Below are 15,030 nucleotides of genomic sequence, written 5' to 3' on the forward strand. Positions count from 1 at the left end.
GGCTACTTCTTCTGCGTGCCGAAATCGACTGTCGGCGGGGTGGAGATCTGGGTCTCGTTCTGCACGCTGAAGTTGGCCTTGGGCTGGTAGCCGAACACCTTGGCCGTCAGGTTGGTGGGGAAGCTGCGCGCGAGCACGTTGTATTCCTGCACTGTCTTGATGTAGCGGTTGCGCGCCACGGTGATGCGGTTCTCGGTGCCCTCCAGCGTCACGCGCAGGTCGCGGAAGGCCTGGTTGGCCTTCAGGTTGGGGTACTGCTCGGCCACCACCATCAAGCGCGACAGCGCGCTGGAGAGCTCGCCTTGCGCCTGCTGGAACTTGTTGAAGGCCTCGGGGTTGTTGAGCGTCTCGGGCGTGACCTGGATCGAGGTGGCCTTGGCGCGTGCCTCGATCACCCTCGTCAGCGTCTCCTGCTCGAAGTTCGCCTCGCCCTTGACCGTGGCCACGATGTTGGGCACCAGGTCGGCGCGGCGCTGGTACTGGTTGAGCACCTCGCTCCAGGCCGACTTGCTGGCCTCGTCGAGGCGCTGGAAGTCGTTGTAGCCGCAGCCCGAGAGCGCGAGGACCGCGAGAAGAACCAGGAGCCAGCGTTGGATGATCGGCATGTCGAAGCCTCTTCTTCGTTCTTGCGAAGGGGTGAAGGTAGCATAGCCCGATGGCGCTCGATCCTTTCCAGGCCTTGCAGTCCGCGAATCGCGCGGCCCCGCCGGAGCGCCGCGACGAAGGCACGCTGTTGATCGCCGGCGCCACCGGCGCGCTGGGCCAGGAGCTGGTGCGGCGGCTGGCCGGCCGGCATCGCTTCGAACATACGCGCGTCCTGGCGCGCGAGCCCATCCGCGACGGACTGCGCGGCGTCGAGACGCTGCTGGCGCCGGGCGCCGACATCGCGCAATGGCCGCGCATGGCGGCCGATACCGCGCTGGTCCTGTTCGAGCCGCCGCGCCTCTACTACGACCGCGAGCGCGCGCTGTGGACGCCGGAGCCGGCGCAGCTGCCCGCGCTCGCCCGCTGGCTGAAGGCCTGCGGCGTGCGCACGCTGGCCGTCGTGCAGCCGCACGACCAGGGCCGGCTGCCCGAGGCGCTGAAGCGCGGGCTGGCCAGCCTCGACGAGGAGGCCGTGGTGGCGCAGGGCTTCGAGCGCGTGATCATCGTGCGCTCGGCCCGCAAGCCCGCGGCCGGGCGCTTCGCGAATCCGGCCGAGCGGCTGGCGGCCTGGATGCTGTCCATCGCCCGCTTCATGGTGCCGGCCAGCGAGCAGCCGGTGCGCGCCGGAAAGGTGGCGGAGCTGGTCGACGTGGCGCTGCGCATCGCGCCCCCGGGCGTGCACGTGGCCGCGCCCGAACTGGTGTGGCAGGCGTCGCAGGGCGAGCTGCAGGCGGTGGCCGAGGCCTGGCTGCTCGGGTGACGCGCAGCGGCCGATGCGCATCGAGCGCCCGAGGCAAAATCTGAATTTCCAGTCGTACTCGCCATGCCCAAGAGCCAACTTCGCGCCGCCGCCCTCGCAGGCACTGCCGACGATGTCGAGGCCGCCTTCTACGAGGCGCTGCAGCGCGGCGACATCGACGCGCTGATGGCCTGCTGGGCCGACGAGGACGAGGTGTTCTGCGTGCATCCTGGCGGCCCGCGCCTGGTGGGCAGCAGCGCGATCCGGGCCGCCTTCGAGCAGATGTTCGCCAACGGCGCGATCCATGCCACGCCGGCGCACGTGCGCCGGGTGGAGTCGCTGGCCAGCGCGGTGCACAACGTGCTGGAGCGCATCGAGGTGCTGACGGCCGAGGGGCCGCGCCACGCCTTCGTGCTCGCCACCAACGTGTACCACAAGACCGCGCTGGGCTGGCGCATGGTGGCCCACCATGCGAGCCCTGGCATGGTCCATGCGCCCGACGCACCGGACGAGACTCCGCAGATCCTCCACTGATGCAATACGTTGCGCCACTCTGGTTGCCCGGTGGCAACCTCCAGACCATCTGGCCCGCGCTCTGGGCGCGTCGCGTGCCGGCGCCCCTGCCGGCCTACCGCCGCGAACGCTGGACCACGCCGGACGGCGACTTCATCGACGTCGATTTCCTGGCCGCCGAGGGGCCCGCGCCGAAGCCGCTGCTGGTGCTGTTCCACGGCCTCGAGGGCTCGTCGAAGAGCCACTATGCCGAGGCCTTCGCGGCCCACGCGCTGACGCGCGGCTGGGACTATGCGGTGCCGCATTTCCGTGGCTGCAGCGGCGAGATCAACCTGGCGCCGAGGGCCTACCACTCGGGGGACTTCGAGGAGGTGGGCTGGATCCTCGCGCGCCTGCGCGAGCGGCATGCGGGCCCGATGCTCGCGGCCGGCGTCTCGCTGGGAGGCAATGCCTTGCTGCGCTGGGCTGAGGAGATGGGCGCGGAGGCTTCGAAGGTGGTGGATGCGGTGGCATCGGTCAGCGCGCCGCTGGACCTCGCGGCCGGCGGCGCTGCCATCGGGCAGGGCTTCAACCGGCTGGTCTACACGCGCATGTTCCTGTCGACCATGAAGCCCAAGGCGCTGGCCAAGCTGGCCCAGCATCCGGGTCTGTTCGACCGCGAGGCGCTGCTCGCCGCCGCGGACCTGCACGCCTTCGACAACGTGTTCACCGCGCCGCTGCACGGCTTTCGCGACACCGACGACTATTGGCGCCGCGCTTCGGCCAAGCCGCACCTGGGCGCGATCCGCATCCCGGCGCTGGTGGTGAACGCGACCAACGATCCCTTCGTGCCGGCCGCCAGCCTGCCGCGCCCGGAGGAGGCCGGCCGCCACGTCACGCTGTGGCAGCCCGCCCATGGCGGCCATGTCGGCTTTCCGATGGGGCCGCCCCCGGGCCATGTGCTCGGCATGCCCGAGCGCGTCGGCGACTGGCTGGCGCAGCATCTTTGAGAAGGTGTGACGCGGCGTCGGCCGATGGCGCGGGGGCCTGTTCCGCGCCAGAATCCCCGGCATGGACGACATCGTCAGACAGGCGCTCGCCAAGTGGCCCAACGTGCCGCACTGCTACGGCTGGCTCGGGCTCGATGCGCGTGGCAACTGGTACCTGCGCGACGACCGCACGCAGGCCATGGGGCCCTTTCCGGCCGCCAAGGGCTCGCTGCTCCGGCACGAGAAGTTGATCGACTTCATTCAGCGCAACTACGAGCACGACGAGCGCGGCCAGTGGTTCTTCCAGAATGGGCCGCAGCGCGTCTACGTGGAGCTCGAGGCGGCGCCCTGGGTGTGGCGGATCGGCGAAGACTTCAGCGTGCGCTCGCATACCGGCGAGCCGGTCGAGCCCTCGGCCTGCCTGGTCGATGAGCAGGGCCGGCTCTACCTGGCGGCGCCGCTCGGGCTGGGCCTGGTGCACACGCAGGACATGGGCATCGCGGCCGAGGCGGTCGAACAGGGGCGCTGGGTGCCGGAGCACGTGCGTGCGGAGGAACTGCCGGTGCGTTTCGGCCACGTCATGAGCCCGGCGGCGGGGCAGCCTGGCCAGGCGGGGCCTTGAAGGCGACCAGCGCACGCCCATGAAAAAGAGCCCGCATGCGGGCTCTTTTCTTGTGAGGGCCGAAACCCCGACTACGGCTTGGCAGCGGGTGCCGAGGCCGGCGCCGCTGCCGCCTCCGTGGCCGCGGCCCCTGGAGCGCCGGCGGCGGTCGGGCGGTCCGGCACGGGGAACTTGGCGCCGCCGGCATTGGCCATGTAGACCACGGCCCGGCCGATCTCGACGTCGTCGAAGTCGCCGCCGCCCTGGGGCGGCATGGCGCCCTTGCCATGGAGCGCATGGTCGAGCAGCGTGGCGTAGCCCTGGCCGATGCGCGGGCCCCAGGCTGCGGCGTCGCTGAAGTGGGGCGCGCCCGGGATGCCGGGGCTGCCGTGGCACGCCACGCACTGGGCCTTGAACACCGTCTCGCCAGTGGCCAGCGGCCGGTCGGCGTCGCGGATCTCGATCGAGCCGACCTTCTTGAGGCGCTCGAAGACTTCGCGATCACGCGCGTCCTTCGATACACCGTAGAGCGCCATGCCTGCGCCCTTGGCTTCGCCCGACGGACGATTGGCGGAGGTCACGTACGAGACCAGACCGACAATGATCAGGATCGGCGCGATGAAGGAGAAGAAGACCGCCAGCAGAAGTTGTTTGGGGTTCTTGATCGGGCCCGTGTGGGCGTCTTCTGTGGCCTGGTAGTGCGCGTCGTCGCTCATTGGGTCCTCAGTGTGGGGGCTCGTCGGGGGCTTTTCTAACCAACCGGCGATTATAGAGAGGCGCCCGAGAGCGCCCGTTGCGGTCCTCGGGCGCTCAACGCGTGGCCCAGCCGCCGCCGAGCGTCTTGTACAGCACCACCTGGTTCTGCAACTGCGCGAGCTGGGTCTGGACCGCCGCCTGCTGCGCGCTGTAGAGCGAGCGCTGCGAATCGAGCAGGTCCAGCGCGCTGGCGATGCCGTTGCGGTAGCGCAGGTCCGAGAGCCTGAAGCGCGCCGCTTCGGCGTCCGACTGCGCGCGCAGGGCGCGCAGCTGCTCGCTCAGCGTGACGCGGCCGGCGAGCGCGTCGGCGACTTCGCGGAAGGCGGTCTGGATCGACTTTTCGTACTGCGCGACCGCGATCTCGCGGCCGGCCTTGGCCGAATCGAGCCCGGCCTGGTTGCGACCGGCGTCGAAGATCGGCAGCGTCAGCTGCGGCGAGAAGGCCCAGGCCTTGGTGCCGCGGTCGAAGAGGTTCGAGAACTCGCTGCTGGCCGTGCCGATCGAGGTGGTCAGCGCCACGCGCGGGAAGAAGGCCGCGCGCGCCGCGCCGATGTTGGCGTTGGCGGCGATCAGCTGCTGCTCCGCGGCGCGGATGTCGGGCCGTTCCCCCAGCAGGTCGGAGGGCAGGCCGGCCGGGAGCTCTGCCATGGGCGCGACCGCATCCAGGCCACGCGCGCCGCCCTCGGTGGCCTCCGGCGGCACCGGGGCGCCGAGCAGCAGGGCCAGTGCGTTCTCGTCCTGCATGCGCAGGCGGCGTTGCTCCGCGTAGGAGGCGCGCGCGGTCTCGGCCAGCGAATCGGCCAGGCGCAGGTCGATCTCCGAGACCACGCCGCTGTCGAAGCGCATGCGGGTGAGCGTCTGCGACTCCTCGCGGGTGGCCAGCGTCTGGCGCGTGAGCGCCAGCAGCTCGTCGTCCGCGATCAATGTGAGCCAGCCGCTGGCCACGGCGCTGATCAGGCTGATCTGCGTGGCCTTGCGCGATTCCTCGGTGGCGAGGAACTGCGCCAGCGCTTGTTCCTTGAGGCTGGCGACACGGCCGAAGAAGTCGAGCTCCCAGGCCGTGATGCCGAGGTTGACCGAATAGCTCGAGGAGACGCTGCCACCCACGCCCACCGCCTGCAGCGGGTTCGGGCTCGAGCGCGAGCCGCTGGCGGTCGCGTTGAGCGCCGGGAACTGCGCCGCGCGCTGGATCTGGAACTGAGCGCGGGCCTGCTCGATGTTGAGCACGGCCACGCGCAGGTCGCGGTTGTTGGCGAGGGCGGTCGTTATCAGTTTCGCCAGCCGCGGATCGGTGAAGTAGTCCTGCCAGGCCAGCGTCGAGGCCGGCGACGTGCTCGCGGCCGCAGGCTGCGCGCCGGGGTAGCTGGCCGGCACCGGCGCCGCGGGGCGCTCGTAGGCGGGGATCAGCGAGCAGCCGGCCAGGACCAGGGCTGCGGCGCCGGCGAGGGCGGTGGAGACGACGTTCTTTTTCATCATGGGGCGGGGCTTTCTTCAATGCCTGCGGCCTGCGCATGGCGCCGGTCGACTTCGTGCTGCCGCTCGCTGCCCTTGAACAGGCTACGCACGACCACGAAGAACACAGGCACGAAGATCACGGCGAGCGCCGTGCCGGTCACCATGCCGCCGATCACGCCGGTGCCGATCGCGCGCTGGCTGGCCGAGCCTGCGCCCGAGGCCAGCACCAGCGGCAGCACGCCGAGGCCGAAGGCCAGCGAGGTCATGATGATCGGCCGGAACCGCAGGTGGGCAGCGGCCAGTGCCGACTCGACCACTCCGCGGCCCTGCGCCTGCAGGTCCTTGGCGAACTCGATGATCAGGATCGCGTTCTTCGCCGACAGGCCGATGATGGTGATCAGGCCGACCTGGAAGTACACGTCGTTGGCATAGGCCCGCATCAGCGTTGCGAGCAGCACGCCCAGCACGCCCAGCGGCACCACCAGGATCACCGACAGCGGGATGGTCCAGCTCTCGTACAGCGCGGCCAGGCACAGGAACACCGCCAGGATCGAGAAGGCGTAGAGGATGATGGCCTGCGAGCCCGCGAGCTTTTCCTCGCGTGACTGGCCGGTCCATTCGTAGCCGAAGCCCGGGGGCAGCTGCGCGGCGAGCTTCTCCATCTCGGCCATCGCGGCGCCCGAGCTGTGGCCTGGCGCGGCCGAGCCCGAGATGCGGATCGCCGGATAGCCGTTGTAGCGCACCGTCTGTTGCGCGCCCGTGACCCAGCGCGTGCTGGCAAAGGCCGACAACGGCACCGGCTCGCCCTTGGTGTTGCTGGCGTTGAGGCGCAGCAGGTCGTCCGGCTGCATGCGCGCCGGCGCGTCGGCCTGCACCACCACCCGCTGCAGGCGGCCCTGGTTCGGGAAGTCGTTCACGTAGGTCGAGCCCAGCGCCGTCGACAGCGTGCTGTTGATGGCGTCGAAGCTCACCCCCAGCGCGTTCGCCTTGTCGCGGTCGATGTCGATCTGCAGCTGGGGCGCGTCCTCCAGGCCGTCCGGGCGCACCTGCGTCAGGATGGCGCTCTTGCCGGCCATGCCGAGCATCTGGTTGCGCGCGTTGACCAGCGCCTCGTGGCCGGCGCCGCCGCGGTCCTGCAGTCGGAAGCTGAAGCCGCTGGCGTTGCCCAGCTCCGGAATGGGCGGCGGCGATAGCGGATAGATGAAAGCATCGCGAATGCCCGACAGCGCCCCGAAGGCGCGGCCGGCCACCGCCTCCGCCGAATGGCTCGGGTCGTGGCGCTGCTCCCAGGGCTTCAGCGTGACGAAGGCGAGGCCGGCGTTCTGCCCCTGCCCCGAGAAGCTGAAGCCGAGCACGCCGACCATGCTCTCGACCTCGGGCTGCTTCAGGACGTACTTCTCGACGTCCTGCATCACCGACAGCATGCGTTCCTTCGTCGCGCCCGGCGGCAGCTGCACGTTCACGATGATGTAGCCCTGGTCTTCCTGCGGCAGGAAGGAGGTGGGCAGCTGCCGGTACACCAGCAGCACCGCGCCGATGATGGCCACGTAGATCACCAGGTAGCGCGCCGCGCGCTTGAGGATGCGCGCCACCAGGCTCTCGTAGCCCTTGGCCGTGCGCGTGAAGCCGCGGTTGAACCAGCCGAAGAAGCCGGTCTTCTCGTGATGATGGCCGGCCTCCACCGGCTTGAGCAGCGTGGCGCACAAGGCCGGCGTGAGCGACAGCGCCATGAAGGCCGAGAAGCCGATCGCCGCCACCATCACCGCCGAGAACTGGCGGTAGATGTTGCCGGTCGAGCCGGCGAAGAAGGCCAGCGGCACGAACACCGAGATCAGCACCACCGTCACGCCGATGATGGCGCCGGAGATCTGGCGCATCGCCTTGCGCGTGGCTTCGAGGGGCGAGAGCCCCTCCTCGCTCATGATGCGCTCGACGTTCTCCACCACCACGATCGCGTCGTCCACCACGATGCCGATCACCAGCACCATGCCGAACATGGTCAGCACGTTGATCGAGAAGCCGAGCGCCAGCAGGACGCCGAAGGTCCCCAGCAGCGCGATCGGCACCACGATGGTCGGAATGAGCGTGTAGCGCCAGTTCTGCAGAAACAGGAACATCACCAGGAACACCAGCGCCACCGCCTCGAACAGCGTCTTCACCACCTCGGTGATGGAGATGTTGACGAAGCGTGAGCTGTCGTAGGGAATGGTCCACTTCACGCCTTGCGGGAAGTAGCGCTCCAGCTCGTTCATCTTGGCGCGGATCGCCTTGGCCGACTGCAGCGCGTTGCCGCCGGGCGCGAGCTGCACGCCGATGCCCACCGCCTGCTGGCCGTTGAGGCGCGCCGAGGTCGAGTAGGCCTGGCCGCCGAGCTCGATGCGCGCCACGTCCTTGAGCCGCACGGCGGAGCCGTCGGTGTTGGCGCGCAGCACGATGTCGCCGAACTGCGAGGTCGAGGTGAGCTGGCCATTGACCACCACGGTGGCCGCGATCGCCTGGCCCGGCACGTTGGGCAGGTCGCCGATGGTGCCGGAGGACACCTGCGCGTTCTGCGCGCGGATGGCCGCGTTGACCTCGGCGGCCGACAGGTTGTAGCCCTGCAGCTTGGCCGGTTCGATCCAGACGCGCATCGCGCGTTCGGTACCGAACAACTGTGCCTGGCCGACGCCGGCCACCCGCTGCAGCTCGGGCACCACGTTGCGCGAGGCGTAGTCGCCCAGGGCCGTGGTGTCGATCGCCGGGTTGTCCGAGGACAGCATCGTGAACAGCAGGAAGTTGTTGCGCGACTTGTCCACGCGCACGCCCTGCTGCGTCACTGCCGCCGGCAGCCGCGGCGTCGCGCGCGACAGCCGGTTCTGCACGTCCACCTGGGCGAGATCGGCGTTGGTGCCGGTCTCGAAGCTGATGGTGATGGTGCCCGTGCCGTCCGCCTGCGCCACCGACTCCATGTAGATGAGACCCGGGGAGCCGTTCATCTCCCGCTCGATGACGGAGAGCACGCTGTCCTCCAGCGTCTGGGCCGAAGCGCCGGGATAGGCCACGTTGACGACGATGGCCGGCGGCGCCACCGGCGGGTACTGCGCGATCGGCAGCTGCGTGATGGACACGGCGCCCACCACGATCACGAACAGTGCGATCACCCACGCGAAGATGGGCCGGTCGATGAAGAACTTTGCCATGCGGGCGCGCTCCTTACGGCTTCGCGGCCGGAGCCGACGCCGCGTTCGCGGAGGCAGCCGGGGCTGCGGCGGCGGGTGCCGGCGGCGTCCACGGCACGGCCTTCACCGCCGCGCCGGGCGGCATCATCATCAGCTTCTGGAAGCCGTCGACCATGACCTGCTCGCCGGCATTCAGGCCTTCGGTCACCACCCACTGGTTGTTCTGGGCGGCGGTGATCTTCACCGTGCGCTTGCTGAGCTTGCCGTCGGGTCCGACCACGGTCAGCGTGTCGCCCTGCTGCGTGCGGGTGACCGCCTGCTGCGGCACCGTGATCGCGTTGGTGGCCTGGGCCTGTTCCACCTTGACGCGAACGTAGAGGCCGGGCAGCAGCTCGCCCTTCGGGTTCGGCACCTCGGCGCGCAGCGTCACCTGGCCGGTGGTCGAATCGACCGTGAGGTCCGAGAACAGCAGCTTGCCGGGCAGTTCGTATTCGGCGCCGCCTTCCAGCTGGATGCGCACGCTGGCCGCATCGCTGCCGCTCGCGCGCTTGAATTGGCCGGCCTCCATCGCGCGGCGCAGCTTGAGCACCTCGTTGGCCGATTGCGTGAAGTTCACGTACATCGGATCGATCTGCTGGATCACGGCCAGCGCGGTGGCATCGCCCTGGCCCACCAGCGCGCCTTCGGTCACCAGCGCGCGTCCGATGCGGCCGGAGATCGGCGCCGTGACGCTGGCATAGCCGAGGTTGATCTTGGCCGTCTGAACGGAGGCGCGGGCCACCGCGATGTCGGCATCGGCCGTCTTCGCGGCGGCCACGGCGTTCAGGTATTCCTGCTTGCTGACCGCGTTGGCTTCCACCAGCGGCTTGTAGCGCTCGGCCAGTGCCTTGGCCTGCACGGCATTGGCCTCCGCGCGCGCCAGGCTGGCCTGCGCGCTCTGGGCCGTGGCCAGGTACGGCGCGGGGTCGATGTGGAACAGCGGCTGCCCGGCCTTGACGTCGCTGCCTTCGCGGAACAGCCGCTTCTGCAGGATGCCCGCGGCGCGGGCGCGCACCTCGGCCACGCGCGAGGCCTCGAGACGGCCGGGCAGCTCGGTCAGCAGGCCGACGTCGCTCGGCGTCGCCACCACCACGCCGACTTCGGGCGGCGGCGGTGCCCCGCCACCGGCACCGCCGGCGTGCGCGCCACCGGCCGGGGCCTCGCTCTTTCCGCAGGCGGCGAGCGCCAGCACCGCGGCGGCAGCAAAGGCGGCAAAGGCGGGGCGGCGCGACAGGGACAACAACGAATGACGCGGGACATGCAGGAGAGGCATGCGAATCCTTTGAAGCAGAAACGGGGAATGGCGCGCGGTCGCGGCGGCTGCCTAAAGCAACACGGCGAGCTTGGCCATCGGGAGGGGCCCGAGTTTACATACATTCGTGAATGTATAGTGGCAACCCTCACCGGATCGATTGTTTTACAGGTTTCACGCAAAGGGGGCAAAGTGGTCCGTCGTACCAAGGAAGAGGCGCTGGCGACCCGGCATCGGCTGCTCGATGCCGCGGAAGTGCTCTTCCAGTCGCAGGGGGTTTCGCGCACCTCGCTGCAGCAGATCGCGCAGGAGGCCGGCGCCACGCGCGGCGCGATCTACTGGCACTTCAAGGACAAGCCGGACCTCTTCAACGCGATGATGGAGCGCGTCACCCTGCCGCTGGAGTCCGCCACCCGCGAGGCCAGCGTGGAAAATGAGGACCCGCTGGCGGCGATCGAGCAGGTGATGGTGCAGGCCCTGAGCCTGATGACCACGGACATCCAGGTGCGGCGGGTGTTCGAGGTGGCGACCCTCAAGGTCGAGTACACGGACGAGATGGCGCCGGTGCTGCAGCGCCATCGCAGCGCGCGCAACGAATGCGTGACGGACTTCGTCCACGCGCTGCAGCACGCCGCGAGCCGCGCGGGCATCGAACTGCCCATCCCGGCCAAGACCGCGGCCTATGGCTTGCATGCGGTGATCAGCGGGCTGATCCAGGACTGGCTGCTGGAGCCCGGCGCGTTCGACCTCGTGCCGGCGGGGCGCCACCTGTTCAACGTCTATCTCGCGGGGCTTGGATTCGAGCGCCGGTCGGCGGCCGCAGCGGGGAACTGCAAGCAGGCGGCGTGATCAGCCATAATGGCGGGCTTCGGCCGCAGGGCCGGAGCCCCATCTCGCTGTATTTCAATGGATAGAATTCGGCCCTCCGAAGGCTGAGATCCAGGTTCGATTCCTGGCGGCGGGACCAAACATCGGTTTTACGACGTCTCACCAAGCATCACGACCCGCCCGCTTCCCCAGCGTGGCGGGTTTTTCTTTGCCTCGCGCTGCTTCGCAACTCCTTCATGCCAGGAGCAGGCATGCACCCCGCAATGCCTGAGGTTGCCCGCGTCAACCAAGCGCCTCGAAGCGCCACTGCATCCGCATCGTCAGCGCCTGGCCGCATACCAACGTCCGCAGCCCAGGCCGGCCTTCGAGATGGAAGGCATCGATGGGCTGCGTGATGGGCTCGAAGCAGAAGGCGGGTCCGTCGAGCGGTCGATACACGAGGCAGTAGTGCGTGGCCGCGCCGCCGTCCTGCTCGAAGTCCGGCATGGCCAGCTGCAGTTGCAGGCCATGCTCAGGCCATTCGATGCGCGCATGCCCGCCCCAACCCGTGTAGCCGTTGTCGACGAAGCTGCCGAAGGCCGGCGCGCCGCGCGTCAGGTTCCAATCCTCGGGGATGTGCGCCGTGTGCCGTGTCGGCAGCGGGTCATCGCCGCACAGCCAGACTCCCTGCACCGGCGCGACGATGCGCGTGTGCGGCGTGCGCAGAAACCACGGATGCACGCCGAGGCCATAGGGCAGCGGTGTCGAACCCAAATGCTGCACTTCGAGCGTCTGCTCGAGCCCGTCGTCGACCAGGCGAAAGCGCTGCACAGCGCGGTATTCGTAAGGATTGCCGTCGAAGCGCTGCGAGTGCAGCGTCATCGTCGCGGCGTCGTCGGCCAGGCTGTCCAGCTGCCATGCCTGCAGCCAGCCGTCGCCGTGGATCGGGTAGGGCTCGCCAGCGCGATTGGGCCGCATCGGATGAAACTCGCCCGCCGCCTCGAAGCCGCCGCCGCTGATGCGGTTGGACCACGGCACCATCGGAAACGAGGCCGTGCGGTACAGGTCGGCGCTGCCGTCCCAGGGGCGCCAGAGATCGAGCGGGCCGCCGGCGCGCTCGAGCTGCCAGGCTGCGACGCTGCCGCCGAGCGTGGGCACCAGGCCGAGACGCTGGGTGCCTCGGCGCAGCCAGACGGTGGGGTGAAGCGGTGCTGTCGTCATCGGGCTCAACCTCCGAATCGAAAGGCCGGCAGGCCGGGGCTGTCGACCTCGATGGCGAACAGCCCGCCGGCCAGCGGCTCGGCAGCGCAGCGGGCCTCGTCCAGCCCGACCTTGGCCGAGCTGATGTAGAGGGTTCGCAGCTCGGGCCCGCCGAAGGCGCAGTTCGTGACCTGGCTCACCGGCAGCTCGACGCGCCCCAATTCGTCGCCGCTCAGCGGATGGTGGCAGCTGACGCAGCTGCCGGCCCAGTGCGCGATCCAGAGCCGCCCCGCCGCGTCGGTGGTCATGCCGTCCGGCAGGCCGTCGCCGCGGGCAAAGCGAAGCCAGAGCCGGCGATGGGCAAGGGTGCCGCGCTCCGCATCGAAGTCGTAGGCGTGGACGCCGCCCTTGACCGTGTCGTTGAAGTACATCGTGCGGCCGTCGAGCGACCAGGTCGGCCCGTTGGTGACCGCGAAGCCGCTGTCGTGCTGCGTGCATTGGCCGTCCGGGTCGCAGCGGTACAGCGCACCGGTCGGTGCCACGCAGTCGAAGTCCATGGTGCCGCCCCAGAAGCGGCCGCGGGCGTCGCACTTGCCGTCGTTGAAACGGTTGGTGAGCAGTTCCGGTTCGGGCCGGTTGAGCCACCGCGGTCCCGCGCCGGCATCCGCCGGATCGAAGAAGGCGAAGCCGCGCCGCAGCGTGACGATCAGGCCGGGCGCGTTCTCGCGTTCGGCCAGCGCCGAGATCTCCTCGTCGAAGCGCCACTCGTCCTGCTTGCCGCTCGAAGGATCGAGTCGCCAGAGGCGCTTCTCGAGGATGTCGACCCAGTACAGCGCCTGCTCGCGCACCGACCACATCAGCCCTTCGCCAAGGCTCGCGCCGGCGGGCTGGATGCAGCGCAGGGCGCCTTCGAAGCGAGGCGCGGGAAATGTCGAGGAGTGATTCATGCGTGTCTCCAATCGAAGCAGGGGGTCCGCCTCCGGACGCTTGACGCGCCGCATCGTAGCAAGGCATATTGATAAGCGAAAGTGCGCAAGTGCGTATATATCGATACGCAATTTGCAATGTCATATCACCAGGAGACTTTCTTGACCGCCACCGCCGAGCGCGCCGACGCGCCTGCCTTTTCCACCTACCCCAGCCTGCGCGACAAGACCGTCTTCGTGACCGGTGGCGGCAGCGGCATCGGCGCCGCGATCGTGGCCGCCTTTGCAGAGCAGGGCGCCCGGGTCGCCTTCGTCGACATCGCGCAGGAGGCCAGCGCCGCGCTCGCGAGGCAGATCGGCGAGACGGGACGACCCGCCCCCTGGTGGCGAACCTGCGACGTGCGCGACATCGCCGCGCTGCAGGCCGCGATCGCCGACGCGGCGCGCGAGCTCGGCGACTTCGCCGTGCTGGTCAACAACGTCGCGAGCGATGACCGCCACACGCTCGAATCGGTCACGCCCGCGTACTACGACGAGCGGATGGCCATCAACGAGCGCCCGGCCTTCTTCGCCATCCAATCGGTGGTGCCCGGCATGAAGCGCCTGGGCGGCGGCTCGATCGTCAACCTGGGCTCGACCGGATGGCAGGGCAAGGGTGGCGGCTATCCCTGCTACGCCATCGCCAAGTCCTCGGTCAACGGGCTCACGCGCGGCCTGTCCGTGGACCTGGGGCGGGACCGCATCCGCATCAACACCGTCTCGCCGGGCTGGGTCATGACCGAGCGCCAGGTCCGCCTGTGGCTCGACGCCGAGGGCGAGCAGGCGCTGGCGCGCAACCAGTGTCTGCCCGATCGCCTGCAGCCGCACGACATCGCCCGCATGGTGCTGTTCCTGGCGTCCGACGATGCGGCCATGTGCACGGCGCAGGAATTCAAGGTCGACGCCGGCTGGGTCTGAGGCCGTCCTCTGCGTGCGGAGGTCCCGCTTCCGCGTTCAATCGCTCTCCAGCCGCCGCCCGTAGACCGTCAGGCTCGCCGCCTTCAGCGCCCGCATCATCACCTTCGCCGCCGGCGACAGCAGGCGGTCCGTGTGGGTGATGATGCCGAAGGCGTCCATGTGGCAGGGCACGGCCACCGGCAGCACCGAGCCCAGGCCGTGCGCGGCGTAATAGCGCGCCACGTCGGTCGCCAGCACCGCGAGCATGTCCGACTGCTGCAGCATGCGGGTGATGAAGAGCAGGGCCGAGGTCTCGATCACGTTGATGGGCGGCGCGAGCCCTTCCTCCCGGAACATCAGCTCGAAACGGTGCCGCAGCACGCTGCCGGAAGGCGGCACGATCCAGCCGGCGCCCACCAGGTCGCGCAGCGTGAGCCCGGTCATCGCCAGCAGCGGATGGCCGGGGCGCACCAGCGCCGACACGGGCTCCTCCGTCAGCGGCTCGTAGTGCAGCTTGGCCTTGTCGTGCTCGGCGGACAGCCGCGCGACGAGGATGTCGAGCTTGCCCTGCTCGAAGCGCTCCATCAGCACGGCGCTGGTCTCGATCTCCAGCGCCACGCGGAGGTTGGGCTGGTCCCGCTTGACGATCGCGATGGCCGGCGGCATCAGCGTCAGCCCCGGCGCCGTGATGGTGCCCACGCTCACCTGGCCGAAGCGGCCGGCCTTCAGCGCCATGAGTTCGTCATGCGCCTCGTTCAGGCTGGCCAGGGCCATGCGCGCGTGGCGGATCATGCTCTCGCCGTACCAGGTGGGCCGCATGCCGCGCGGCAGGCGCTCGAAGAGCGGGACCTCCAGCACGTCCTCGAGGTCCTTGAGCAGCTTGGAGGCGGCTGGCTGCGTCATGTTGAGCACCTGCGCGGCGCGGTGGATGTTGCCTTCCTCCGCCAGGGCGACCAGCAGCAACAGCTGGCGCGTCTTGAGTCGGGCACGGATGAACCAGTGCGTGTAGTTCGTCATGGGGTTTTCCTGAATCCT

Annotated in this window: 14 protein-coding genes and 1 tRNA gene; 7 read left to right on the forward strand and 8 right to left on the reverse strand. The window is 69.5% G+C overall.

The window, feature by feature from the left end:
• Positions 1-2: 2 nt before the first annotated feature.
• Entirely contained in the window at positions 3-605 is a 603-nt protein-coding gene (locus tag J2739_RS07385) for a LemA family protein (protein ID WP_309900086.1), read from the reverse strand.
• A 50-nt stretch (positions 606-655) separates the two neighbouring features.
• Between J2739_RS07385 and J2739_RS07390 the strand changes: the two genes are divergently transcribed.
• The 4 genes from J2739_RS07390 to J2739_RS07405 all read left to right on the forward strand — a co-directional run bounded on the left by J2739_RS07390 (position 656) and on the right by J2739_RS07405 (position 3,487).
• The gene (locus J2739_RS07390) at positions 656-1,405 is read left to right on the forward strand and encodes an SDR family oxidoreductase (RefSeq protein ID WP_309900088.1); all 750 of its coding nucleotides are present in this window, start codon (positions 656-658) and stop codon (positions 1,403-1,405) included.
• A 63-nt stretch (positions 1,406-1,468) separates the two neighbouring features.
• On the forward strand, positions 1,469-1,918 hold the full coding sequence (locus tag J2739_RS07395; RefSeq protein WP_309900089.1) for a YybH family protein: 450 nt from the start codon (positions 1,469-1,471) through the stop codon (positions 1,916-1,918).
• Positions 1,918-2,886 (forward strand): YheT family hydrolase, encoded by a 969-nt coding sequence (locus J2739_RS07400; RefSeq protein ID WP_309900091.1) that lies wholly within the window; start codon positions 1,918-1,920, stop codon positions 2,884-2,886. The genes J2739_RS07395 and J2739_RS07400 overlap by 1 nt, the downstream gene beginning before the upstream one ends.
• A gap of 61 nt (positions 2,887-2,947) precedes the next feature.
• Complete coding sequence (locus J2739_RS07405; RefSeq protein ID WP_309900093.1) at positions 2,948-3,487, forward strand: DUF2946 family protein; 540 nt, start codon at positions 2,948-2,950, stop codon at positions 3,485-3,487.
• A 71-nt stretch (positions 3,488-3,558) separates the two neighbouring features.
• Here the strand turns inward: J2739_RS07405 and J2739_RS07410 are convergent, their stop codons facing one another.
• The 4 genes from J2739_RS07410 to J2739_RS07425 all read right to left on the reverse strand — a co-directional run bounded on the left by J2739_RS07410 (position 3,559) and on the right by J2739_RS07425 (position 10,147).
• The gene (locus J2739_RS07410; RefSeq protein ID WP_309900095.1) at positions 3,559-4,182 is read right to left on the reverse strand and encodes a c-type cytochrome; all 624 of its coding nucleotides are present in this window, start codon (positions 4,180-4,182) and stop codon (positions 3,559-3,561) included.
• Between the two features lie 94 nt (positions 4,183-4,276).
• A complete protein-coding gene (locus J2739_RS07415; RefSeq protein WP_309901078.1) occupies positions 4,277-5,695 on the reverse strand; it encodes an efflux transporter outer membrane subunit in 1,419 nt (472 codons plus the stop codon).
• The gene (locus J2739_RS07420) at positions 5,695-8,856 is read right to left on the reverse strand and encodes an efflux RND transporter permease subunit (protein ID WP_309900097.1); all 3,162 of its coding nucleotides are present in this window, start codon (positions 8,854-8,856) and stop codon (positions 5,695-5,697) included. Before J2739_RS07420 ends, J2739_RS07415 begins: the two co-directional genes overlap by 1 nt.
• A 13-nt stretch (positions 8,857-8,869) precedes the next feature.
• Entirely contained in the window at positions 8,870-10,147 is a 1,278-nt protein-coding gene (locus J2739_RS07425; RefSeq protein WP_309900099.1) for an efflux RND transporter periplasmic adaptor subunit, read from the reverse strand.
• Positions 10,148-10,318: 171 nt separating this feature from the next.
• Here J2739_RS07425 and J2739_RS07430 point away from each other — a divergent pair, with 171 nt between their 5' ends.
• Positions 10,319-10,975 carry a TetR family transcriptional regulator gene (locus J2739_RS07430; RefSeq protein WP_309900101.1) on the forward strand — a complete coding sequence of 219 codons (657 nt, stop codon included), beginning with the start codon at positions 10,319-10,321 and terminating at the stop codon, positions 10,973-10,975.
• A gap of 43 nt (positions 10,976-11,018) precedes the next feature.
• Positions 11,019-11,093 (forward strand) — tRNA-Arg (locus tag J2739_RS07435).
• A 143-nt stretch (positions 11,094-11,236) separates the two neighbouring features.
• Here J2739_RS07435 and J2739_RS07440 read toward each other — a convergent pair.
• Entirely contained in the window at positions 11,237-12,154 is a 918-nt protein-coding gene (locus J2739_RS07440; protein ID WP_309900103.1) for an aldose 1-epimerase, read from the reverse strand.
• Between the two features lie 5 nt (positions 12,155-12,159).
• Positions 12,160-13,080 (reverse strand): SMP-30/gluconolactonase/LRE family protein, encoded by a 921-nt coding sequence (locus tag J2739_RS07445; protein ID WP_309900105.1) that lies wholly within the window; start codon positions 13,078-13,080, stop codon positions 12,160-12,162.
• A 141-nt stretch (positions 13,081-13,221) separates the two neighbouring features.
• Between J2739_RS07445 and J2739_RS07450 the strand changes: the two genes are divergently transcribed.
• Positions 13,222-14,016, forward strand: a complete 795-nt coding sequence (locus tag J2739_RS07450; RefSeq protein ID WP_309900107.1) for an SDR family NAD(P)-dependent oxidoreductase — start codon at positions 13,222-13,224, stop codon at positions 14,014-14,016.
• Between the two features lie 36 nt (positions 14,017-14,052).
• On the opposite strand, the gene J2739_RS07455 is transcribed toward J2739_RS07450, so the two are convergent.
• Positions 14,053-15,012: a LysR family transcriptional regulator gene (locus J2739_RS07455; protein WP_309900109.1), complete on the reverse strand. Its 960-nt coding sequence runs from the start codon at positions 15,010-15,012 to the stop codon at positions 14,053-14,055.
• Positions 15,013-15,030: the final 18 nt, after the last annotated feature.

Origin of the sequence: Variovorax soli (assembly GCF_031454625.1) — a bacterium.
In the GTDB taxonomy this organism is placed as follows: Bacteria; Pseudomonadota; Gammaproteobacteria; order Burkholderiales; family Burkholderiaceae_C; genus Variovorax; species Variovorax soli_A.

What these genes read in the sequence shown, in the direction of transcription:
- J2739_RS07385 (WP_309900086.1), bottom strand. Translation starts at nt 605, where the DNA reads ATGCCGATCATCCAACGCTGGCTCCTGGTTCTTCTCGCGGTCCTCGCG.
- J2739_RS07390 (WP_309900088.1), top strand. Translation starts at nt 656, where the DNA reads ATGGCGCTCGATCCTTTCCAGGCCTTGCAGTCCGCGAATCGCGCGGCC.
- J2739_RS07395 (WP_309900089.1), top strand. Translation starts at nt 1,469, where the DNA reads ATGCCCAAGAGCCAACTTCGCGCCGCCGCCCTCGCAGGCACTGCCGAC.
- J2739_RS07400 (WP_309900091.1), top strand. Translation starts at nt 1,918, where the DNA reads ATGCAATACGTTGCGCCACTCTGGTTGCCCGGTGGCAACCTCCAGACC.
- J2739_RS07405 (WP_309900093.1), top strand. Translation starts at nt 2,948, where the DNA reads ATGGACGACATCGTCAGACAGGCGCTCGCCAAGTGGCCCAACGTGCCG.
- J2739_RS07410 (WP_309900095.1), bottom strand. Translation starts at nt 4,182, where the DNA reads ATGAGCGACGACGCGCACTACCAGGCCACAGAAGACGCCCACACGGGC.
- J2739_RS07415 (WP_309901078.1), bottom strand. Translation starts at nt 5,695, where the DNA reads ATGAAAAAGAACGTCGTCTCCACCGCCCTCGCCGGCGCCGCAGCCCTG.
- J2739_RS07420 (WP_309900097.1), bottom strand. Translation starts at nt 8,856, where the DNA reads ATGGCAAAGTTCTTCATCGACCGGCCCATCTTCGCGTGGGTGATCGCA.
- J2739_RS07425 (WP_309900099.1), bottom strand. Translation starts at nt 10,147, where the DNA reads ATGCCTCTCCTGCATGTCCCGCGTCATTCGTTGTTGTCCCTGTCGCGC.
- J2739_RS07440 (WP_309900103.1), bottom strand. Translation starts at nt 12,154, where the DNA reads ATGACGACAGCACCGCTTCACCCCACCGTCTGGCTGCGCCGAGGCACC.
- J2739_RS07445 (WP_309900105.1), bottom strand. Translation starts at nt 13,080, where the DNA reads ATGAATCACTCCTCGACATTTCCCGCGCCTCGCTTCGAAGGCGCCCTG.
- J2739_RS07455 (WP_309900109.1), bottom strand. Translation starts at nt 15,012, where the DNA reads ATGACGAACTACACGCACTGGTTCATCCGTGCCCGACTCAAGACGCGC.